The 20,327-nt window shown below is 72.2% G+C and carries 19 protein-coding genes; 6 read left to right on the top strand and 13 right to left on the bottom strand.

Annotation, left to right across the window (positions count from 1 at the left end):
• Window positions 1-191: 191 nt before the first annotated feature.
• Both ABD466_RS38555 and ABD466_RS38560 read right to left on the bottom strand, forming a co-directional pair.
• A complete protein-coding gene (locus tag ABD466_RS38555; protein WP_344662235.1) occupies window positions 192-545 on the bottom strand; it encodes a YjgN family protein in 354 nt (117 codons plus the stop codon).
• 45 nt (window positions 546-590) lie between these two features.
• Window positions 591-1,451: an NPCBM/NEW2 domain-containing protein gene (locus ABD466_RS38560; RefSeq protein ID WP_344662236.1), complete on the bottom strand. Its 861-nt coding sequence runs from the start codon at window positions 1,449-1,451 to the stop codon at window positions 591-593.
• 162 nt (window positions 1,452-1,613) lie between these two features.
• On the opposite strand from ABD466_RS38560, the gene ABD466_RS38565 reads away from it, so the two are divergent.
• Window positions 1,614-4,787, top strand: coding sequence for an AfsR/SARP family transcriptional regulator (locus ABD466_RS38565; RefSeq protein WP_344662237.1), 3,174 nt, complete (start codon window positions 1,614-1,616; stop codon window positions 4,785-4,787).
• Between the two features lie 44 nt (window positions 4,788-4,831).
• On the opposite strand, the gene ABD466_RS38570 is transcribed toward ABD466_RS38565, so the two are convergent.
• Window positions 4,832-5,884 carry a G1 family glutamic endopeptidase gene (locus ABD466_RS38570; RefSeq protein ID WP_344662238.1) on the bottom strand — a complete coding sequence of 351 codons (1,053 nt, stop codon included), beginning with the start codon at window positions 5,882-5,884 and terminating at the stop codon, window positions 4,832-4,834.
• Between the two features lie 282 nt (window positions 5,885-6,166).
• Here ABD466_RS38570 and ABD466_RS38575 point away from each other — a divergent pair, with 282 nt between their 5' ends.
• Complete coding sequence (locus tag ABD466_RS38575; protein ID WP_344662239.1) at window positions 6,167-6,658, top strand: GNAT family N-acetyltransferase; 492 nt, start codon at window positions 6,167-6,169, stop codon at window positions 6,656-6,658.
• A gap of 22 nt (window positions 6,659-6,680) precedes the next feature.
• Here ABD466_RS38575 and ABD466_RS38580 read toward each other — a convergent pair whose 3' ends face one another.
• On the bottom strand, window positions 6,681-8,027 hold the full coding sequence (locus tag ABD466_RS38580) for a hypothetical protein (RefSeq protein ID WP_344662240.1): 1,347 nt from the start codon (window positions 8,025-8,027) through the stop codon (window positions 6,681-6,683).
• Window positions 8,028-8,059: 32 nt separating this feature from the next.
• On the opposite strand from ABD466_RS38580, the gene ABD466_RS38585 reads away from it, so the two are divergent.
• Window positions 8,060-8,572, top strand: a complete 513-nt coding sequence (locus tag ABD466_RS38585) for a MaoC family dehydratase (protein ID WP_344662241.1) — start codon at window positions 8,060-8,062, stop codon at window positions 8,570-8,572.
• Between the two features lie 8 nt (window positions 8,573-8,580).
• Here the strand turns inward: ABD466_RS38585 and ABD466_RS38590 are convergent, their stop codons facing one another.
• The 7 genes from ABD466_RS38590 to ABD466_RS38620 are packed head-to-tail and all read right to left on the bottom strand — an operon-like array spanning window position 8,581 to window position 15,791.
• Window positions 8,581-9,519, bottom strand: a complete 939-nt coding sequence (locus ABD466_RS38590; protein ID WP_344662254.1) for an ornithine cyclodeaminase family protein — start codon at window positions 9,517-9,519, stop codon at window positions 8,581-8,583.
• A gap of 38 nt (window positions 9,520-9,557) precedes the next feature.
• Entirely contained in the window at window positions 9,558-10,598 is a 1,041-nt protein-coding gene (gene dmpG, locus ABD466_RS38595; RefSeq protein ID WP_344662242.1) for a 4-hydroxy-2-oxovalerate aldolase, read from the bottom strand.
• A complete protein-coding gene (locus tag ABD466_RS38600) occupies window positions 10,595-11,527 on the bottom strand; it encodes an acetaldehyde dehydrogenase (acetylating) (protein ID WP_344662243.1) in 933 nt (310 codons plus the stop codon). The genes dmpG and ABD466_RS38600 overlap by 4 nt, the downstream gene beginning before the upstream one ends.
• Window positions 11,524-12,393, bottom strand: coding sequence for an HpcH/HpaI aldolase/citrate lyase family protein (locus ABD466_RS38605; protein ID WP_344662244.1), 870 nt, complete (start codon window positions 12,391-12,393; stop codon window positions 11,524-11,526). The genes ABD466_RS38600 and ABD466_RS38605 overlap by 4 nt, the downstream gene beginning before the upstream one ends.
• A complete protein-coding gene (locus ABD466_RS38610) occupies window positions 12,390-13,637 on the bottom strand; it encodes an 8-amino-7-oxononanoate synthase family protein (protein ID WP_344662245.1) in 1,248 nt (415 codons plus the stop codon). Before ABD466_RS38610 ends, ABD466_RS38605 begins: the two co-directional genes overlap by 4 nt.
• Window positions 13,634-14,494 (bottom strand): cupin-like domain-containing protein, encoded by an 861-nt coding sequence (locus ABD466_RS38615; protein WP_344662246.1) that lies wholly within the window; start codon window positions 14,492-14,494, stop codon window positions 13,634-13,636. Before ABD466_RS38615 ends, ABD466_RS38610 begins: the two co-directional genes overlap by 4 nt.
• A 10-nt stretch (window positions 14,495-14,504) precedes the next feature.
• Window positions 14,505-15,791: an MFS transporter gene (locus ABD466_RS38620; protein ID WP_344662247.1), complete on the bottom strand. Its 1,287-nt coding sequence runs from the start codon at window positions 15,789-15,791 to the stop codon at window positions 14,505-14,507.
• Between the two features lie 485 nt (window positions 15,792-16,276).
• Here ABD466_RS38620 and ABD466_RS38625 point away from each other — a divergent pair, with 485 nt between their 5' ends.
• Complete coding sequence (locus ABD466_RS38625) at window positions 16,277-16,612, top strand: RNA polymerase-binding protein RbpA (protein WP_344662248.1); 336 nt, start codon at window positions 16,277-16,279, stop codon at window positions 16,610-16,612.
• A gap of 66 nt (window positions 16,613-16,678) precedes the next feature.
• Here the strand turns inward: ABD466_RS38625 and ABD466_RS38630 are convergent, their stop codons facing one another.
• Window positions 16,679-16,882 (bottom strand): hypothetical protein, encoded by a 204-nt coding sequence (locus ABD466_RS38630; protein WP_344662249.1) that lies wholly within the window; start codon window positions 16,880-16,882, stop codon window positions 16,679-16,681.
• A 64-nt stretch (window positions 16,883-16,946) separates the two neighbouring features.
• Here ABD466_RS38630 and ABD466_RS38635 point away from each other — a divergent pair, with 64 nt between their 5' ends.
• Entirely contained in the window at window positions 16,947-18,254 is a 1,308-nt protein-coding gene (locus ABD466_RS38635; RefSeq protein WP_344662250.1) for an FAD-binding oxidoreductase, read from the top strand.
• Here ABD466_RS38635 and ABD466_RS38640 read toward each other — a convergent pair.
• The gene (locus tag ABD466_RS38640) at window positions 18,220-19,485 is read right to left on the bottom strand and encodes an MFS transporter (protein ID WP_344662251.1); all 1,266 of its coding nucleotides are present in this window, start codon (window positions 19,483-19,485) and stop codon (window positions 18,220-18,222) included. The genes ABD466_RS38635 and ABD466_RS38640 overlap by 35 nt on opposite strands.
• Window positions 19,486-19,590: 105 nt before the next feature.
• Here ABD466_RS38640 and ABD466_RS38645 point away from each other — a divergent pair, with 105 nt between their 5' ends.
• Complete coding sequence (locus tag ABD466_RS38645) at window positions 19,591-20,214, top strand: CGNR zinc finger domain-containing protein (RefSeq protein WP_344662252.1); 624 nt, start codon at window positions 19,591-19,593, stop codon at window positions 20,212-20,214.
• Window positions 20,215-20,327 lie beyond the last annotated feature (113 nt).

A 20,327-nucleotide genomic window follows, 5' to 3' on the forward strand; every position in this document is an offset into this window, starting at 1 on the left:
GTCGAACATCCCAGGGATTGTCCCGCCGTGAGGAATGCGCAGCGCCGGATTTCCACGACTTCTCGAGTCGCTTCCATCCGGCGCTCCGTCATGCCGCGACGGGCTCGCGGCTCAGGGTCGACCGACATGATCCGCCAGCAGCCGTCCAGGGCCGGCACCGGTGGCTGGAGCCGCGGGCGGAATCAGATGTCTCAGACGCCCGCCGCGTACGGCCGGGCGGCCACGTCGGCCGGGTCGAAATCGGTGTGCTCCCATGTCCAGCGGGTCAGCCGCGGGATCACCCAGAACCCGTAAATACCCAGGGTGATGACACAGAAGAACCACCACTTGAGCCAGTTCCCCCACAGGCCCAGGGCGCTGCCGGTGAAGATCAGCCGGCGGCCGTCGATGAAGGAGTGCTTGGCCTTCCAGCGCCGCATCAGCACGACGCCGAAGGGATAGCAGATCCCCAAGGTGAAGACGGTGACGAGCCAGGCCAGCAGCGCGGTGCCCCAGAAGGTGGCGGCACCGCCGTCGAAGGTGAAGCGGTGTCCGTTGTGCGCCATGACGGTCTCCTGACGATCTTAACGGTCTTAACGGTCTTAACGGTCTCAGCGGGAGGAGGTGGGCGGCGGCGGGTGGTAGCCCGGGACCGGTGTCAGCTGGCCGTTGCCCAGGACGAGGGTGCCGGCGGTGTTCGCGGAGACCTGGGCATGCGGGCTCGTGTACTTGATGTCGAGGCGCAGCACACCGGAGACGTCGATGTTGACCTGCGCCGGGTGGCCCAGGGTCGGGGTGAAGGTGGCGAGTTTGAGGCCGTCGCCGTCGATCTCGATCGACGGGTGCAGGGTGGACTCCGGCGAGTTGTCGTCCAGTCCGAGCTGACCGGTGAACCTGGTGTAGTCGCGGCCCAGGTTGTAGCCGATGTCCCCCTCGCTCTGGACCTCCGGCAGGTCCTGGTCGATGAAGAACTGCTGGAGGGTGCCGTTGATCATCGGGTTCGCGATCCGGGAGGTCCACGGTCCGCTGGCCGGCGTGAGGCTGACGAGCGAGACGGTGCCGACGCCGTTCACGCTCGCGCCGGGTGTCTGGGCGGTCGAGGCGGTGGTGGCGCCCGTGGCGCTCGCCGTACTTGGCGAGCTCGAGGCGGCCGTGGTGCCGGACGGTGCCGGCGTCCCCGTCGCCGACGCGGTATCCGACGGAGTCGCCGGCGCGGTGGCGCCGCCCACGGTGACGACGACGGTCTTGGCGGGCTCGGTGACGGTCTTCGTCGTCGACCCGCCGAAGAAGACCGCGCCGGCGCCCAGTCCGAGGCCCAGTGCGACCACGGCGGGCAGCACGGTCGACAGCAAGCCGCCCGTCTTCTTCGCCGCGGTGCGCTCCGGATCCGGTTCCGGGCGCGGTGTGTCGTGCTGATCGGTGATATCCGGATCCTGATTTTCCGGGCCGGGCGGGTGATTCTGTTCGCTCATCGGCTCCCTCTCCCCGGGACGTGACGGCATCCGCATTGCCTGCGGGCACCGGAAACTGACGGACAGAGCTCTTGAAAGCGGTGCCGATGATGTGATGCAGGATCCTGTGATGAAGCTCTCGTCAGAGTGCTGTTCCGGTGTGGGGGGGAAGGGCTGGATTCGATGGCGGCGATAGGTGTCACGGTGTTCGGCGGCGTCGTGATCGAGCGGGACGGCGCGCCGCTGCCTCCCGGGCCCGCCCAGCAGCGGGCCGTGCTGGCGCTCCTGGCGCTGGCCGGCGGGCAGCCGGTGGGGCGGGCCGCGCTGCTGGACGCGCTGTGGCCGGTCGAGGCGCCGCCGAGCGCCTGGAACATCGTCCAGACACAGGTGAAGCGGCTGCGGGCGGCGCTGGAGCCGGACCGGCCGGCCCATCGGCCCAGTGCGCTGCTGCCCTCGGTCGGCGACGGGTACGCGCTGCGGCTGGGGCCGGACGCGGTCGACGTCGTGCGTTTCCGCACCCTGGTCGAGGCCTCCGGCGAACCGTACCGGCGGGACGACCACGCGACGGTGTGGCGGCTGCTCGGCGAGGCGCTGGACCTGTGGACGGCCGAGCCGGCGGCCGACGTCCCGCAGCTGAGCGGTCATCCGTGGCTGGCCGCGCTGCACTCCGTGCACTACGCCGCGGTCGCCCGCTACCTGGACGCCGCCACGGCGCTGGGCCGCGGCGCGGAGGTCGTCGGGCTCGCCGAACGGACCGCGCGCCTGCACCCGCTCGACGAGCTGGCGCAGGCCCGGCTGATCCGGGTCTACCAGGACGCCGGGCGCCGGGCCGACGCGTTCGCCCACTTCCACGCCACCCGGCAGCTGCTGGTGGACCAGCTCGGGGTGGACCCGGGCCCCGAGCTGACCGCCACCCACCAGGCGCTGCTGCTCGGTGAGAGCGCGGGCCGGGGCGCGGCGGTGCCGTCCTCGTCGGCGCCGCCCCTCCGGAGCGGGGTTCCCGCGCAGCTGCCCGCGGACGTGCCGGACTTCGTGGGCCGTGCGCCCGAACTGGCGATCCTCGATCAGCTTGCTGCGAAACCCCGCTCGGCTGCCGCGGCCGCGGGCGCGGCGGCGTCCGGCGGTCCGCGGCCCACGGTCGTCGTGATCTGCGGACCGGCCGGCGTCGGCAAGACCGCCCTCGCCCTGCGCTGGTCGCATCGCGTCGCCGACCTGTTCCCCGACGGCTGCCTCTACATCGACCTCCAGGGCTACGGGCCGCAGCGTCCGGTGGCGCCGGCCGACGCGGCGGCCGGCTTCCTGGCCGCGTTGGGCATCCCGCGGAGCGAGCTGCCCCGCGAGCCGGACGACCTGACCGCGCGGCTGCGCACCACGCTGGCCGGACGCAGGATGCTGATCCTGCTCGACAACGCCCGGACCCCGGCCCAGGTCCGGCCGCTGCTGCCGGGCACCGCGGGCTGCCGGACGGTGGTCACCAGCCGCAGCGACCTGGCCGGGCTGGTCGCCCGGGACGGCGCGCGCCGGGTCGTGGTGGAGGCGTTGTCGGACGGGGAGGCGACCGGCCTCCTGCACCGGCTGCTCGGCGCGCGCGCCGGGGACGATCCGGAGTCGGCCGCCCGGCTCGCCCGCTTCTGCGACCGTCTGCCGCTGGCCCTGCGCATCGCCGCCGAACGCGTGGCGTCCAGGCCGGCGGCGACGTTGCGGGACCTGGTCGCCGACTTCGAGGACCACCAGCGCCGGCTGGACACGCTCAGCGTGGGCGAGGACGAGGCGGCGGCGATGCGGGCCGTCTTCTCCTGGTCCTACGCGGCCCTGGCGCCCGAGGCCGCGCAGGCGTTCCGTCTGCTGGGGCTGCACCCGGGGCGGGATTTCGACGCGTTCGCCGTGGCGGCGCTCACCGGCCGGAGCGTGCACGCCGCCGGGCACGTCGTCGACCAGTTGATCCGGACGTTCCTGATCCGTCAGACCGGCGACGGCCGGCTCACCACCCACGACCTGCTTCGCGCCTACGCCCGTGAGCTGGCCGAGAACCAGGAGTCCGACACCGACCGCTCCGCCGCGATCGCCCGGCTGCTCGACGATCTGTGCCGGACCGCCGCCACGGCGATGGACGAGGTCTATCCGTTCGAGAAGTACCGGCGTCCGCGGCCGGACGGCCTGGCGCACCCGCACCGCACGTTCGCCGACACCGGCCCCGGCAGCGCGGCCGTCGGGGCCGTCGGGGCCGAGCAGTGGCTCACCGCGCAGACGGACACGCTTCTGGCGGCGGCGCACCTGGCCGCCGATACCGGCCTGGCCCGGCACGTGGGGTTCCTCGCCGCGACGCTGCAACGTCACCTGACCACGGCCGGCCGGTTCCGGGAGATGGCCGAGCTGCAACGCCTGGCGGTCCGGCTGGCTCGCGAGAGCGGGGACGAGGACGCGGAGCGCATCGCGTTGGCGGATCTCGGGATGGCCTGTCACCGGCTCACCCGCTACGCCGAAGCGATCGAGCATCTGCAGAAGGCCCTGGTGATGGCGGTCGGCAGCGGTGACCGTCTGGTCGAGGCCGGGGCGCGGCAGGGACTCGGTATGGTGCACTACCGTCTGGGCGACCTGGACACGGCGCTGGCCGAGCTGGAGTCCGCTCTGGACGTCGCCCGGACGACCGGGGACCGCGTCACCGAGGGGTCGGCACTGGGCAACATCGGCCTGATCCGGGAATGGCGCGGCGAGTTCGAGGCGGCGCTGGCCGAGTACCACCGGGCCCTGGCCCTCCACCGGGAGACGGGCTTCCGGGCCGCCGAGGCCGACGCGCTCAACAACATCGCGATCGTGCACCGCCAGGCCGGCCGGTATCCGGAGGCCGTCGCGCACCTGGAACAGGCTCTGGCCGTGTATCGCGAGGTGAACGACCGCGGCGGCGAAGGCGCCGCGCTGAACAACCTGGGCCTGGCGAACATCTTCACCGGCGACTGGCGCCGGGCGCGTGAGCACCTGCTGGCGGCCCTGGAGCTGCACCGCGTGCTCGGAGGCCCCGGCGAGGGCGAGAGTCTCAACATCCTGGGACTGCTCGACCTCAAGGCGGGCAACTGGCAGGAGGCGATCGAGTGGGCCGGCCAGGCGCTGGTCCTCGGCGAGGACTCGGGCGACCTCGGCACCCAGGGAAACGCCCACCACACCCTGGGCGAGTCCGCCTTCGCGCTCGGGGAGTTCGACGTGGCGCTCACCCATCACGAGCAGGATCTGGCGCTGGGCCTGCGGACCGGCAGCAAGACCGACCAGCGGCGGGCTCGCGCCGGGATCCAGCGGTGCCTGGAGGCGAAGAACGCTCCGCCGGGCCTGGACCAGGCTCGGCGGAGCGGACGCCAGCGCTGAGGGCGCCCTCTCCAAGGCGCGGTCAGGGCGCGGTCAGGGCATGGTCAGCAGGTGGGGCAGCGCTCCGGCGGGATGTAGTAGTCGGTGAAGTTCTGGCCGTTGTTCGTCAGACCGCCCTGGGGCTGGGCGAGGACCTGGTACGCCTTGAACACGTACTGCTCCAGCGATATCGGCTGCGGACCGCCGGCGGCGATGGACGAGCAGGTGCCGGTGCTCTGGAAGGTGGTCTGCCAGCAGGCGTTGACGAAGTTCACGGAGTGGAAGTCCGCCAGCGGCAGGACGCCGTTGAAGTAGGGGGCCTCGACGATCCACTCCTCCGACGTCCCCGGCGCCGAGGAAGCGAGCGTGAAGTTGATGCACCCGCCGCCGGTGCTGAAGTTGCAGACCCCGAGGATCGCCCCGCCGCTGGGCGTCCACTCCACACCGCTGCCCACGGCGTCGCCGGGATGGACCGGCAGGTTGTTGATCCGGATCTCGCCGCCGGTGTCGTGGGTGCCGCCGACGATCTCGTACCAGGCGTAGTAGGACGCCTGGCCGCTGGCGTTGACGTCCTCGGCCGTGCCGGACTGGATGAGCGCGCCGTTGCCGGCGTTGAAGCCGCCGCCGATCCCCGACCAGATCGACGAGTAGTAGCCGGTGGTCGAGTAGGCCGGCATCGGCTGCGTCACCGTCGGCACGGTCCACCCGGACTGGACGTACTGCGAGGTGCCGTTGATCTGGTAGCCGGACCAGTTAGACGAGAGGTAACCGGCGTTGCGCACTCCGGCACCGGCACCGGCACCGGCTGCGGCGGTGGTGATGGTCGCGGGCTTCAACGCATGAGTGTGGGACGTCTTGCTGCAGGACATGGTCGACAGCCAGGTGGCGTGGCTCTCCGCCGCGCGTGCGTAGAAACCGTCGGCGGCGGACGTCATGCCCATCGCCTGCGCGGTCGCCACGGCGCCGTCGCGTGGTGTCAGAACCGTGGCTCCGGCACATCCCGACGAGGCGTGCGCCACGGGTCCGGCCGGCGCGGACGCCGCGCCGGCCGGTTGCGCCACCGCGAGAGCCAGCGCGCACAGCGCCGCCCCCAAGGTGGCCTTCGCGCGAATACCCATCTGTTCCAGCCTCCCTGCCGGTCCGCGGACGCGGCCGGCCGATCGCATCAGTGCCCGTCTGAACCGACGGGCGGCGGGACACTGGGACGCTAGCGAGACGGTTTGGACCGGCATTGGACTGAGATTGGACAGGGACCGGACAGGGATCGGACAGGGACCGGACAGGGCGGCGGGGCCGGCGCGCTGACACTGGGAGGCACGTCGGACGGCGCCCCACTGTTGCCGGGCTGTTAAAATCGCAAGCTCCGATCGACAATCCCTGACCGGTGCGGAGGAGATGCGGTGGCGGACCGCGTGACCGGGCTCCTGGCGCTTCGACCCCTGCGAGAGGACGACCTCCCCCGGCTGTTCGAGATCCAGCTCGACGACGAAGCCCGGCACCTCGCCGCCTTCGTCGGGGCCGCCGCCCGGGACCGCGACGCCTACCTCGCCAAGCACCGCAAGCTCCTGGCGGACCCGGAGATCACCGGCCGCGCCGTCGAGCTCGACGGCGACCTCGTCGGCAGCGTCGCCGTGTTCCCGATCGAGGCAGACCTCGATCTCACCTACTGGATCCGCAAGGACGTGTGGGGCCGCGGCGTGGCCACCGCCGCCGTCGCGGCGCTCCTGGACGAGGTCGCGGTGCGCCCGATCCACGCCCGCGTCGTGGAGGACAACCTGGGCTCGGTCCGCGTCCTGGAGCGCAACGGCTTCGTCCGCATCGGCAGCGAGGACGCCTTCGCCGAGGGGCGTCAGGCGACGGTCACCGAGCTGATCTACGTACTGGGCGGCTGAGCCTCCGGCGTCATCAGGACCCTCAGATCCACACCACCGCGTTGTCGGAACACTGGCTGCCCACGATGCTGACCAAGCCGGTGCGGCCGTCGCCGAAGAACCGCACGAACACGCCCGCCGGCCGTCCGCCGAACAGCAGCGGGCCGAACACCGGCGCGATGGCGGTGAGGTAGGGCTCTGCGACGTCGTCGGCGACGACCGGCAGCGAGCACGTCCGCGGCGTGACGAAGTCCTGCACGATGCTCGTCCCCTCCTCGGACGCCTGGCCCACCGCCGTCTCCCACTCCGCCTGGCCGGTCTGTCCGCCGATCACCACCTGCATGCCGCCCATCCCGCCGCCCTCCTTCAGGACCAGCGACTCGCGGTGGTCCACGGCGTAGCGGACGAGGTCGACCTTCCGCTCGCCGCGCGTCGTCCAGCGGTGCGACAGCACCCGCGTCCACGGCAGGTACCGGTCGACGAAGGCCTTCTCCGCGCCGCTCATCCACGGCCGGCCCTCGGAGAGCATCCCCAAGGTCAGTTTGCTGGTCATGAACACCCCGGTCTGGGTGCCGAGCAGCAGACAGCCGTGGTCGAGCGCGGCCTGGACCGGCGCCAGGTCGATGCCCAGTTCCTCGAAGTCCGTGACGGTGAAGTTCCGCAGCCCCAGCGGGTAGCGCAGGTGCGGCGGCGCGTCCCAGGCCTCGTGCAGGTCGTCGGGCTCGAAGAAGCGCGCGGTGAGGCCCCGGCTGTTGAGATAGTCCGTCTCGAGATGGAAGTAGCGCGGCCCGACCGCGTCCGCCATGCTGCCCACGTTGGCCACCCGCGGCGCCACGCCGAGCTCGGCGGCCAGCCGGTGGAACATCTCCGCGCGCGCCGCCAGCGGATTCTCATGGCGGTACGGCAGGCGGCCGTCGGCCTCGCCGTAGAGCCGCCGCCACACCTCGTACCGGCAGAAGGACTCGACGGCACCGCCGAGCGCCGCGTTGACGTTGAACTCGACGAACTGGGGACCGTGCGGTCCGATCACGATGTCGGGCCGCGCGACGCAGTCGGCGTAGCGCTCCTCGACGAACATGTCGTCGACGAACAGCTGGTGCTCGAACTCCGGCACCCGGTAGGCCTCCAGCCGCCCGCGCGTCGTCGGCGCGCTCTCCAACGCGGCGCGGCGGATCAGGTCCAGCAGCGCCAGGCTCGCCCGGAACAGCTCCGCGTACGACGCCCGGGGCAGTGCCAGCGGCGCCGCGGGCAGGATCGGCTGGTGCGGCCAGCCGACGTCGCGGATCTCGTGCCGCAGCATCTGCCGGATCTGCTCCGGCGGCGCGACGGGGCGCAGGTGACGGGTGCCGAACCAGGGATCTTGGGTATGGCTGTCTGCGAACACGTCCACGTTCACAGGCCCTTTCGTCGGGAGAGCGAACCATGGCGCTGCGCCGGGTCCAGGACAACGAGTACGTCGAAGAGCACGGAGGGGACTACGAGGACTTCGAACCCGGCATGGTGATCCGGCACTGGCCGGGCCGGACCATCACCGAGACCGACAACACCTGGCTGACCCTGCTCACCATGAACCAGCACCCGCTGCACTTCGACCGGGCCTACGGCGCCGGCGCCGAGTACGGACAGGTGCTGGTCAACAGCGGCATCACCCTGTGCCTGGTCGGCGGTATGACCGTGCAGGCGCTGTCGGCGCGGGCCGTGGCGAACCTCGGCTGGGACCGCGTCCGGCTCCGCGAGCCGGTGTTCGTCGGCGACACGCTCTACGCGACCAGCCGGATCCTCGCCAAGCGGCTGTCGAAGTCGCGGCCGGGCAACGGGATCGTGACCGTGGAGACGGTCGGGACGAAGGCCACGGGGGAGGAGGTCATCGTGTTCGAGCGGTCGTTCCTGGTGCGCTGCCGGGAGCAGGCGCAGGCCGCCGAGTCCGGCGACTGACCGCCGGGTCACCGGCGGTCCCTTCGAGCTTCCGCCGCCTCGGTGAGCGCCACGGCGGCGGCCGTGTCCTCGACGGCCAGGCCGACGCCGCGGAACACCGTCGTCCGGCCGTCGGGCACGAACCCGTCCGTTATCAGGGCACCGAGTTCGTTCAGGTCCGCGGTGCCGATCAGCCCGGCGGCGAGTGCGGCGCGGACCTCGCCGGCGTCTTCGAGGGCTGCCTCCCGTTCCTCCACCACTGTGAGCGCCGACGCCAAGAGCACCGGATCGACCTCGATCGCGTCCTCGTGGGTGCCGCCGATGACGTTGACGTGCGCGCCGGGCGCGATCCAGTCCGCCTCGACCACCGGCTCCGTCCCCGCGGTGGACGTCGCGGTGCAGACGAGCCCGGCGCCGGCGACCGCGTCGCGTGCCGAGTCGTGGACCGTGACGTCCACCGGCCGGCTCGCGGCTCCGCGGACCCAGCGGGCGAAACGCCCGGCACCTGCCGGCGTCCGTGAGAACACCCGCATCGCCCGGACCGGCCGCACCGCCTCCATGGCCCGGAACAGCGCACGGGCCTGCACCCCGGCCCCGATGACCGCCAGCTCCCCGGCATCGGCCGGCGCGCACAGCCGGGTCGCCAGCCCGGCCACCGCAGCGGTGCGGACGGCGGTCAGCTCGGCGCCGTCCAGCAGGGCCCTGATCCGTCCGGTGGCGAGGTCGGTCAGGACCACGACACCGTGGATGAGCGGCAGTCCCCTCTCGGGGTTGTCCGGCGTCAGGGTACTGACCTTGACGCTCCCGACACCCCGCCGCTCCCATACCGCGGTGCCGACCACCATCTGGCGCCGCGGACCGTGCTCGACGACGGTGCGGGAGGGCGATCGCGTCCGGCCGGAGGCGAGGTCGGCGAAGACCTCGGCGAGTGCGTCGACCACGTCCAGGAGGCGCTCCGGCCCCTCCATGTCCCCGGCGCCGACGAGGACCTCGATGCCGCCGCCGCTCACGCCGCCGTCTCCCCGGTTCGGGCCGCCAGCTCCGCGACCACGTCCACGATCAGGTCCTCCTGTCCGGCGATCGCCTGCCGTCGCCCCAGTTCGAAGAACACGTCGCGCGGATCGACCCCGGCGCGTCCGGCCTCCTCCAGCACCTGGTGCTTGAACCCCGAGAACACCCCGGCCAGACCGCTGACGATGCTCAGCGAGCCGGTGACCGGCGGCGCCGGCATCAGCTCGCGTTCGGCGAACTCGGCGGCGTCCAGCAGGCCGTACAGGTCGATCCCGGTGGCGAAGCCCATACGTTCCAGCACCGGGACCAGCACCTCCAACTGGGTGTTCCCGGCCCCGGCGCCGAAACCGCGGGCGCAGCCGTCGATGATGGTCGCACCCGCCTCGGCGGCCGCCACCGAGTTCGCGACGGCCATGCCGAGGTTGTCGTGGCCGTGGAAGATGACCGGGACGCCGGTGCCGACCGCCGCCACGATCGCGCCGATCCGTTCGCCCACGTCGTGCGGCAGGAAGTGGCCCGAGGAGTCCATGATGCCGACCGCGCGGGCGCCGTACCCGACGGCGCGGGCCGCGTGGTCGGCCAGCTCGGCGGGCGTCGCCATGTGGCTCATCATGAGCACGCAGTGCGCCTCCGCGCCCGCGTCGCGCAGGAAGCCGAGATGCCGCTCGGCCAGCGACGTCTCGGTGCAGTGCACACCGATCCGGACGATGTCCGCGCCGTGCGCGAGCGCCTTGCGCAGATCGTCGGACGTGCCCCAGCCGGGCAGCAGGAAGACGCCCATCTTGCTGTGGCGCAGCGCCTCGCGGACCGTGGAGAGCATCAGGTCGTCGCCGACCGCGGCCCGGCCCACCTGGAGCGAGGAGGCGCCGAGGCCGTTGCCGTGCCCGACCTCCACGACCGGGATCCCGGCCGCGTCGGCCGCCTCGGCGTAACCGCGCAGCGCCGCGGCGCTCAGCTGGTGCCGCACCGCGTGCTGGCCGTCGCGCAGCGTCGGGTCGTGGATCAGGACTGTGGTCCCGGAGTCTTCGGCGTTCATCGGCGCGCCTCCGTCACGACCGGACCGGAAGCACCGGCCAGGCGCGCCGCGTGCTGCTCGGCGACCAGGATCGCGGCCGAGTCGATGATGTCCAGGTTCCCGGCGTAGCGCGGCAGGACCGCGCTGACGGCGGCGACCTCCACCGAGACCACGACCCGGTCGCCCGCCACCGAGCACGCCGTGACCTCGTAGCCGGGCGCGAACGCCTGGACCTGGCCAGCGGTCTGATCCACCACCGCGCGGATCGCCGCGGCGTCGGCACCCGGGATCACCGCGTGCACCGCCGTCCGGAACGTCGCCGGCGGCACGGCCGGGCTGATGTTGAGGATGGCCTTCGTGTCCCGCACCCCGGAGAACGCGGTGAGGGCATGCTGCGTCGTGGCCACGTACTCGTCCAGATTGAGCCGGGTCGCCCGGCCGGCGATGGTGCTGGCCACGGTCGACACCGCCTCCAGATACTCGACCGGGAACCGCGCCGCCAGGGCGTGCGCGATCGGGATCGACGCCTGCCCGCCGCAACTGATCAGGCTGACGTTGCGCTCCTCCGGCGCGCGCATCCCGGTCACCGTGGGGACGACCATCCGCCCGACGCGGCTGGGCGTCAGGTCGACCAGCAGTGTGCCCGTGTGCTGGAGCAGGCGCCAGTGCTCGGCGTGCGCCATCGCGTTGGTGGCGTCGAAGACCACGTCGAACGGCTCCGGACCGGCCAGGATCGCCGCGACGCCGTCGGCGGTGGTCGGGTACCCCAGCTCGGCGGCGAGGCGCAGCCCGGCGGACTCCGGGTTGCGGCCCGCGACCAGCGCACAGGTCAGCAGCGGCGAGCGGTGGATCTTGCCGACGAGATCCTGGCCGATCACTCCGGTGCCGATGACGGCGACACGGGCCGGCCGGGTACCGGTTACTTCCGCCCTCGGCGACGGCACGGTCATGCCGAGTCCTCCTCACGGAAGGCGGCGTGACCGAACCGCTCCGTCCACGCGTCCCCGAGCGCGACCGTCTCCCGGGCCCGCCGCGCGAACGGCGGCCCGACCATGTTCCCGTCGAGCAGCGCGATCCCGCCGTCGGCCGCACGGACCGCCTCGACGACCCGTCGCGCCTGCCGCAGCTCCTCCGGATCGGGGCGCAGCGCCTGGTTGATCGCCGCCAGTTCGCCCGGATGCACGGCCGCCTTGCCGTGGAAGCCGAGTTCGCGGATCCGTGCGATCTCGGCGGCCAGCACCTCCGGCCGGCTCAGCAGGAAGTTCGCGGTGTCGACGCACCCGGCGCCGTACCGGCGGCACGCCAGCACCATCGCCTGCCGCGCGGCGAGCATCCCCTCCCACGTGATGTCGATGCCGAGCGTCGCGGCCAGGTCCGCGGAGCCGAGCACGATCCCGTCGGCCGCCTGCGCGATCGCGTCCACCTCGCGGACGCCCGCCGGGGTCTCCAGCGTCACGTAGATGTCGGGCTCCGCGCCCGCGGACGCCAGCGCCGCGCGCAGGATGCCGACCTCGACCGCCGAGTCCACCATGGTCATCACGATGAACCCCGGCCGCACCGGGCTCTCGGCGAGCATCAGGAGATCGCGCGCTGCTTCGACGGTGTTCAGGGCGTTGACGCGGACCGCGACGTTCTCCGGCCGGGGCGCCTTCTCCAACGCCTGACGGCACACCGTCCGCGCCTCGTCCTTCTTCGGCTCCGGCACGCCGTCCTCGAGGTCGATCAGGTGCACGTCGGCGTCGTAGGACCAGGCCTTCACCGCGCGATCGGCCGACAGCGCGGGTGTGTAGAGGATGCTGCGGGGGATCGCGCTCATCGCTCCGCCTCCTGCGACGCCGCCTGGGCGCCGACCTCGATCAGCACCGCGCACAGCCTGCGGATCTGCTCCTCGGTCTGCCCCGCGCGCATCATCACCCGCAGCCCGGCGGTACCGCGCGAGACGATCGGGAAGAACACCGGCGAGACGTAGAACCCCGCCTCGAACACGCGTCGTCCGGCGTCGATCACGGTCTCGTCGCTCATCGGCACGACCCGGATCGGGTAGGCACCGCCGCTCTGCTCCGTCTTGACATGCCTGTCGAAGAGCTCGATGTTCGCGCGCAGCCGGGCCTGCAGCGTCCGCAGTTCCTCCGTGCGGTGGATCTCCGCCGAGGCCAGCGACGCCCCGACCGCGGCCGTGTTCACCGGCTGCGAGTAGCACAGGGCTCCCGCGAACCGCTCGATCACCCGCAGCGTGTGCTTCGGATAGCCGTCGAGCAGGATCATCGCGCCGCTGGTGCCGAACGCCTTGTTCAGGGTCGCGACGGTGATGGTCCGCTCGTCGAGCGCCGGGCTGTGGGTCCGGACGTAGCCGACGCCGCGTTCGCCGTAGGCCGAGACCGAGTGCGAGTCGTCGTAGTAGACGAGCATGTCGTACGCGTCCTGCAGCTTCGCGAGCTCCACGACCGGCGCGTAGCCGCCGAGGCTGTCCGCGCCGTCGACCACGTAGCAGACCCGCTCGTACCGCTTGCACATGTCTTCGAGGAAGTCGAGGTCGTGGTGGCCGCCGGTCACCACCTCGCTCTCGTCGGCGCACGCCGCCTTGGCGCCGGCCATCGACACGTGGCAGTTCTTGTCGAACACCATCAGGGGTCTGGTTCCGTCGCCGAGGTGCCCGGAGGCGATCAGCGGCAGCAGGCCGGCGCTGGCGACGCCCGCGGAGATCGCGCTGACCGCCTGGGCGCCGAAGAGCTCGCCGAGCGAGGCCTCCAGCTCCAGCAGCGCCGGGATCTGCACCCGGCTGCGCGGGATGCAGTGGTCGAGCACGCCGAACCGCCGCACCGCCGCCACCGCGCCCTCGATGACCGCCGGATGCGCGTCGAGGTCGAGATAGGAGCAGCAGGTGAAGTTGACGAACTCGTGGCCGGTGTCGACGGTCCGCAGCACGCCGTCCTCGAGCTCCGCCACGATCCCGGCGAGCCCGTTGCGCTCGGACAGGTCCCAGAACGCGTTCCCGACGCCGACCGCCTTGTCGTTGTCGCGGTAGCGGTGCGGAGGCTCGATCCGCTTGCGGCCGGTCATGACCCCGCCTCGGCGGGCTGGTAGTTGTAGACGCCCTTCACCTTGCGGTACGCGGCGGTGTAGAGGGCGACGCCGAGCACGTACGGCCGGCGGAAGATCTTCGGGTCGCGCAGCCAGAAGTTCATGTTGATGTTCATCTCGGCCAGCGACTCGGCCTGGTGCCACCAGCCCAGCGGCAGGTAGAGCATCTCACCGGGCTCCAGGATCAGCTCCCTGCGACGGGTCAGCTTGGCCGCGAGCCGCGGGTGCCGCCCCGGATCGACGGCGTCGAAGTCGAACACCTGCGACTTGTCGCCGAACCCGCGCCGGATCGACCGCGGCGCGTACTCCCAGAACCCGGGCGGCGCGATGACGAACCGCTTGCGGCCCTCCAGCGCGATGTTGAAGTTCTCCAGCTCGTCGAAGTGGCTCTGGGTGAAGACGCCGCGGTGGCTGATCCAGATGTTGGCGGCGTTCAGCGAGCGCCGGTAGTCGAACAGCTTCTCGGCGTCGAAGCCGAGGACCGCGGTGACGTCCGCGGGGTTGTTGCGGATGTTGGAGACGATGCGGTTCCACGTGGTGGGGTCGTTCTGGTAGCGGTCGTCGGTGAAGAACTCGCGCAGCCGGATGTCGCGGGTGGTCCAGCGCTTCGTGTTCTGCTTGTCGCTCGGCTCCGTGAACAGGGTGACGGTCAGGTCGCCGAGGCGCTCGGCGATGCCGTCGTGCCCGAGGCCGCGGACGTCCTCCGGCAGGGTGATCACCACCGGGACGTCGGCCCTGATGAGGGCCCTGCGTCCGAAGGCGAGGAACTCGTCGAACGAGAGGCGGGGCACCGGTAGGCCCCCGATGATGGGTGGATCGTTGTCACGATCGGTCACGACGTAGTCCTTATTGGTCTAGTGCCGCACTCTGTACCTGTTCTGGTGGTTCTTCCGTGCCCTGTGCCGGTTTCCGGTCTTGTGCCCGGGCCGGCTCGCGGGCCGCCAGGGCCGGCTGCCCGGCGGCGACGACGAGCAGCGCGACGATTCCGCCGCCGACGGCCGCCCACGCCGCGCGGCCGAACCCGCCGTGGTCCGCCAGCCGGCCCCCGACCGCCGTACCGGACGCGATGCCGATCGCGCCGGCGCTGGTGAGCCAGGAGAAGGCCTCCGACAGCGAAGCCTTCGGCGCGACCGCCTCCAGCAGCGTGCTGCCGGCGATCAGCGCGGGTGAGATCGCGATGCCGGCGACGACGGCCAGGACGCCCATGACGGGAAAGTCCGGTGCGAAGACCAGCGGCACCACCCCGGCGGTCAGCAGGAAGGTGCCGGCGATCAGCAGCCTGGCTTGGCTGAGCTTCCAGTCCACCGCGCCGAAGACCAGACCGGCCGCGAGGCTGCCGACGGCGGTCAGCGAGACGAAGACGCCGCCGAGCGCGGGTGCGGAGCGCTCGCGGGCGAACGCGATCATCGTCACCTCGACCGCGCCGAGCAGGAAGCCCATCCCGGCATAGGCGAGTGTCAGGACCCGGACCCCGCTCACCGCGATCGCCCGCTCCGGACCGCGTGGCCCGGTCTCCGGGTCGCTGCGGAACGGCTCGGACCGGCGGTGCAGGGCCACCGCCACCGAGCCGCCGGTGGTGAGCACCGCGCAGGCCACCAGGCCCGCCGACGGGTGCACCTCGGTGATCAGGACTGTGACGAGCAGCGGGCCGAGCAGGTAGATCGTCTCGTCGAGCATCGACTCCAGCGCGTAGGCCGTCCGCAGCGCGCCGGCCTCGGCGAACGCAGCCCAGCGCGCCCGCATGAACGACGAGAAGGACACCGAGGAGCAGCCGGTGGCCACGGCGGCCCCGGCCGTGACCCACAGCGGTGCCCGGAGCTCGATCGCGGTGATCAGCGCCGCCATGGTGACCGCGTGCGCGCCGCAGGCCGCCAGCAGCACGCGCCGCTGGCTGTGCCGGTCGGCCAGCCGCCCGTACACCGGGCTGACCACGCCCTGCGCGACGAGCATCGCCGCCGCGACCGCGCCGGCGTCGCCCAGCGATCCGGTGACCGCCGAGATCAGCATCAGACACGCGATGGACCGCATCGCGATGGGGAACCGTCCGACCACTCCCGACAGCGCCAGCGCGCCGGCGCCCGGCGAACGCAGCAGTCGGAGATAGGCGTTCAGCCCCGAACCAGTTCCTACCATGCCACCCCTGAGGACGCACCGCTCATGTCCGTGCGCGATCTCAGCGCAGCGCGATGGACACTAGGAAAGCGGTTACGGGGTGTCAACGATCCACGGCGCAGAGTCGGGGTTATCCCCTGTGGGGTGCCGCGGGCCCGGTGCGCACCCAGAACTCGGGGCGTCGATGAGAAGAACCACGTTCTGGTGACCGACCGACGGTCTGGACATCTTCGACGTCTGAGATAAAACGTTATTGCGGCCTTCGGCCAATGTATGGAAAGCCCGCCGGGGTCGCAGTTCGCCGAATCGAATCCGGGAACTCTGCTCCGGGGATCCCGGACGCCGCAATTGTTTTCAGGTACCGCGTGTCACACGGCACTCGCCGCTCGTTCTTCCTGTTCATCCCGATCGGCCCCACGCCGACCCTTGGGGGCGTACTGTCGGGATCGCGGCTCGGTTCGACCAGCTCGGTCGAGGACCGGCTGCGGACAGGGAGGCTCTGGCGAATGGCACGCAGCAGCGGTATCCGGGGGAGCAGGATCGGTGCGGGCCCCATGGGCGAGCACGAACGCGGAGCCAGGGCGGAAAGTATTGCGGTGACCTTCTGGTGCGGTAGTGGCCATCCTTCAGTGGTGCACTTCGCCGCCTCGGCGGAGGTTCCTGAGGTATGGGACTGTCGCGATTGTGGGCAGCCGGCTGGGCGGGACTCGGAGAACCCTCCGGAGGCGGCGGCCCCGGCGCCGTTCAAGACTCACCTGGCCTATGTCCGCGAACGCCGCAGTGACGCGGACGCGGAGGTCATCCTGGCCGAGGCGCTGTCCAAACTGCGTGCCGCTCCCTGACCGGCGCGAGGCGCGGCCCCGTCGGCAACCTGAACACCTCCTCATCCATCCCATAGGTATGGACCCTCAAAGGAGAACGCTCCTCCGGCTCGCGGGGGCGGCAGCGGTCGGAGTGACTGCGGCCGGGTGCGGCCGCCCGGCGCGCCCGGCAGGAGGTTCGGGGACGTCGGCGACCGCGGTTCCGGCGACCGGGTCGGCCACCGCGGAGACGTCGTCGGCGACGCCGTCGTCGAGCTCTGCCGGCCCGACCGGCGGTCCGTCAGCGCCCACGTCGGCGATTCCAGCGTCGTCCTCCCCGTCCACGACCTCGCGGGGAGCGCCGGACTGGCAGGCGTTGCGCAGCAAGGTGTCCGGCGGGCTGGTCCTGCCCGAGGACGCCGGATATCCGCAGGCGAAGCAGGTCGCCAACGTCCTGTTCGACGACCGCCGGCCGGCGGCGGTCGCCCGGTGTGCGACGGTGGCGGACGTGCAGGCCTGCTTGGCGGCCGCGGCGGGACGGGTGCCGGTGGCGGCCCGCAGCGGCGGGCACAGTTACGTCGGGAACTCCGCGCCGGACGGGGGTCTGGTCATGGACTTGTCGGCCATGTCGCGGGTCCGGATGCAGGGGGACCAGGCGGTCGTCGGTGCCGGGGTGCGGCTCGCGGACCTCTACTCCGCGGTGGCCGCCTCCGGGCGGGCGTTGCCGGGAGGCTCGTGCCCGACCGTCGGCGTGGCCGGCCTGACCCTCGGCGGCGGCATCGGTGTGCTGTCGCGGGCTTACGGCTTGACCTGTGATCGGTTGGTGGAGGCGCAGGTCGTCACGGCCGACGGCACGGTCCGCACCGCATCGGCGTCGTCGGAGCCTGATTTGTTCTGGGCGCTGCGCGGCGGCGGGGGCGGCAACTTCGGTGTGGTCACCTCGTTCACGTTCGCGACGTTCCCGGCGCCGTCGCTGTCGGCGTTCTTCATCCAGTTCCCGGCCGGGGCGTGGGGTGAGCTGATTCCCGCCTGGCAGCAGTGGGTGGCGGACGCGCCGCGGCAGCTGTGGTCGATGCTGCGGATCGACACCGGGGATCCGGCGGTGGTCTTCGCCGTCGGCAGCTATGTCGGGGATGCCGCCGGCGTGAACCGGCAGCTCGACTCACTGGTGTCAGAGGTCGGACACCCGCCGGTCTCCCGCGTCGTGCGGAGCTTCGGCTATCTCGACGCGATGAGGTATTACGGCGGCGGGTCGGGGCGGGAGGGCTTCGTCGCCTCGTCGCGGGTGCTCGTCGAGCCTCTCGGCGATCCGCGGCGGCTCCTCGATCTGGTGCACGCCCATCCCGGCCTGTCGCTGCTGATCGACGCGGCGGGCGGCGCGATCGGCGACGTGGGCCCGCAGGACACCGCGTTCTGGCATCGGCGGGCCCTGGCGACGGTCCAGATCTACGGCAAGGCCTCGGTGAGCACCCGCGACGCCGTCACGCGGCAGGTCGCGGCGCTGGGTGCCGGTCTGGCCGCGCTCGGGGCGGCGGGCGGCTACATCAACTACCTCGACCCCGCGCTGCCCGACTGGCTCACGGCCTACTACGGCGGCAACGCCTCGCGGCTGGCGGACGTGGCGCGGCGCTACGACCGCGAGCGTGTCTTCACCGGACCGGGGCTGCTGAACAGCTCGCTGTAGGCGCGGGCTCCAGAACCGGGGAGACGGCGGCGGCCACCGCGTCGGCGGTGACCACCCGCAGGAACGGGTGCGCCAGGGCGAGACAGAGCACTGCGAAGACCGCGAACGCCGTCCGGAAGCCGACCGCCTGCGCCAGCGCGCCGGCGGCCAGGGCCGCGATCGGGGTCATGCCCCACGACACCAGGCGGCTGGCGGCGATGTAGCGGCCGAGCATGGCGGCCGGGACGAAGGACTGGGTGAGCAGGCGGGCGTTGACGGTCCACATCGTGCCGCCGGCGCCGGCCAGGAAGGCGGCGGCTCCGATGCCCCAGACGCTGCCCGGGGCGGCCGGGAGCACGGCCGGGGTGGCGACCAGGGCGAAGGAGCCGACGATGTCGAGGAACATCGACCAGCGGCGGCCCACGAGCCGGTTGACCGGCCCGACCAACGCGGTCCCGGCGATGCCCCCGGCCCCGAGGCAGGTGAGCAGGACACCGTAGCGGCCGGGGTCGAGGGCCAGGGGGCCGTCGACCGCGTAGACCGGGATGAGGGCCAGCCAGGCGGCCCAGCAGCCGGCGAGGACGGTGATCAGCAGGGCCATCGTGCGCAGCAGCGGGACGTTCCACAGGAAGGCCAGGCCCTCGCGGATCTCGGCGTGCACCGGCGGGCGGTCCGTGCGCCGTGCCGGCCGGAAGTCGCCGATCAGCAGCGCGAGCAGTCCGGCGCCGAGCGCGTAGACGAGGGCGCTCGTGCCGAGGGCGGTGGCGAACCCGACGGCGACCAGCAGTCCGCCGACCGGTGCGCCGACGAAGCCGTTGCACAGGTACTCCATCGCCGTGATGCGCGTGTTCGCCTTCTCCCATCGCGGTCGCGGCACCGCCGACGGCACGATCGACCCGCCCGACACCACCGCCACCACCTCGGCCACGCCCAGGACCGCGGCCGCGACGAAGATGACCGGCAGCGTCAGGGCTCCGGCCAGGTACGCGAGCAGCAGGACGCCGACCGCGGCGAGCCGGGCGGCCTCGGCGCCGAGCATCAGGGCGCGCCGGTCGAGCCGGTCGACGAACACGCCCACGTACAGCGCGGTCACCAGCCACGGCAGGCTCAGCGTGGCGGCCACGGCGCTGACCACGAAGGGCGAGGGGGACCGGTGCAGCGCCGTGAGCGGGAGCACCACCTTCGTCACGGCGTCGGCGATGTTCGTCGACCCGGTGAAGGCGACGAGCAGCCATTCGTTGCGATGGATCACCGCGTCCCCCTTCTCACCGTTGAAACGACTTTCATTGGTTGAGGGCAGCCTGGCACCCGCTCTGCTAACCTGTCAACGCGGGTTGAACGGTAAGAGGAGGCTTCGATGGTCGAGCGGCATGCCGGGTCAGAGCCGGAGCTCACGTCCGGGCCGGTCCCCGGCGCGGCCGCCGAGGACGAGTTCGTCGGCAACGCCCTGTGCCTGGACTTCGCGAACACGCTGAACGCCCGTCCCCGCCCCACCCGCGACCACCTCGACGCCGCCGAGACCCTGGCCGCGTGGGCCCACGCCGCCGGACTCGGCGATGCGGCCACAGTCGCCGCCGTCGCCGCCGATCCGGCCTACCTGGCCGCCGCCCGCGAGCTCCGCGAAGCGATCTACCGCACCTTCTCGGCCGTGGCCGCGGGCACCCGTCCCGCCGCCGCCGACCTCGCCGCCATCCTGGCCGTCCACGCCGAAGCCGTGGGCGCCGCCCGCCTCGAACCCGACGGCGACCGCTTCACCCTGACCTGGCCCGACCCCGACCCGCGCTGGCCGATCGCGGTCTCGGCCGCGCATCTGCTGCAGGACGGCCCGCTCGACCGCGTCGGCGAGTGCCCCTCCTGCCACTGGCTCTTCCTCGACACCAGCCGCAACGGCCGCCGTCGCTGGTGCAGCATGGCGACCTGCGGAAGCCGGATCAAGGCTCAGCGCCACTACGCGAGCAAGAGCGGACGGGCCGATCTCTAGTTGTGCAGCGTCGGGTCGGTCTTTCGGGGGTCGGTTCGCTGCGGTTGGGCTTGGGCTTGGGCTTGGGCTTGGGCGCGGTGGTTGTGGGTGTGGTGCTGTGGAGCGTCGGCGGG

This window comes from Catenulispora subtropica (genome assembly GCF_039531675.1).
In the GTDB taxonomy this organism is placed as follows: Bacteria; Actinomycetota; Actinomycetes; order Streptomycetales; family Catenulisporaceae; genus Catenulispora; species Catenulispora subtropica.

Coding starts and splice junctions, on each gene's coding strand:
- ABD466_RS38555 (WP_344662235.1), bottom strand. CDS start 545: ATGGCGCACAACGGACACCGCTTCACCTTCGACGGCGGTGCCGCCACC.
- ABD466_RS38560 (WP_344662236.1), bottom strand. CDS start 1,451: ATGAGCGAACAGAATCACCCGCCCGGCCCGGAAAATCAGGATCCGGAT.
- ABD466_RS38565 (WP_344662237.1), top strand. CDS start 1,614: ATGGCGGCGATAGGTGTCACGGTGTTCGGCGGCGTCGTGATCGAGCGG.
- ABD466_RS38570 (WP_344662238.1), bottom strand. CDS start 5,884: ATGGGTATTCGCGCGAAGGCCACCTTGGGGGCGGCGCTGTGCGCGCTG.
- ABD466_RS38585 (WP_344662241.1), top strand. CDS start 8,060: ATGGCGCTGCGCCGGGTCCAGGACAACGAGTACGTCGAAGAGCACGGA.
- ABD466_RS38590 (WP_344662254.1), bottom strand. CDS start 9,519: ATGGAGGGGCCGGAGCGCCTCCTGGACGTGGTCGACGCACTCGCCGAG.
- dmpG (WP_344662242.1), bottom strand. CDS start 10,598: ATGAACGCCGAAGACTCCGGGACCACAGTCCTGATCCACGACCCGACG.
- ABD466_RS38600 (WP_344662243.1), bottom strand. CDS start 11,527: ATGACCGTGCCGTCGCCGAGGGCGGAAGTAACCGGTACCCGGCCGGCC.
- ABD466_RS38605 (WP_344662244.1), bottom strand. CDS start 12,393: ATGAGCGCGATCCCCCGCAGCATCCTCTACACACCCGCGCTGTCGGCC.
- ABD466_RS38610 (WP_344662245.1), bottom strand. CDS start 13,637: ATGACCGGCCGCAAGCGGATCGAGCCTCCGCACCGCTACCGCGACAAC.
- ABD466_RS38620 (WP_344662247.1), bottom strand. CDS start 15,791: ATGGTAGGAACTGGTTCGGGGCTGAACGCCTATCTCCGACTGCTGCGT.
- ABD466_RS38625 (WP_344662248.1), top strand. CDS start 16,277: ATGGCACGCAGCAGCGGTATCCGGGGGAGCAGGATCGGTGCGGGCCCC.
- ABD466_RS38645 (WP_344662252.1), top strand. CDS start 19,591: ATGGTCGAGCGGCATGCCGGGTCAGAGCCGGAGCTCACGTCCGGGCCG.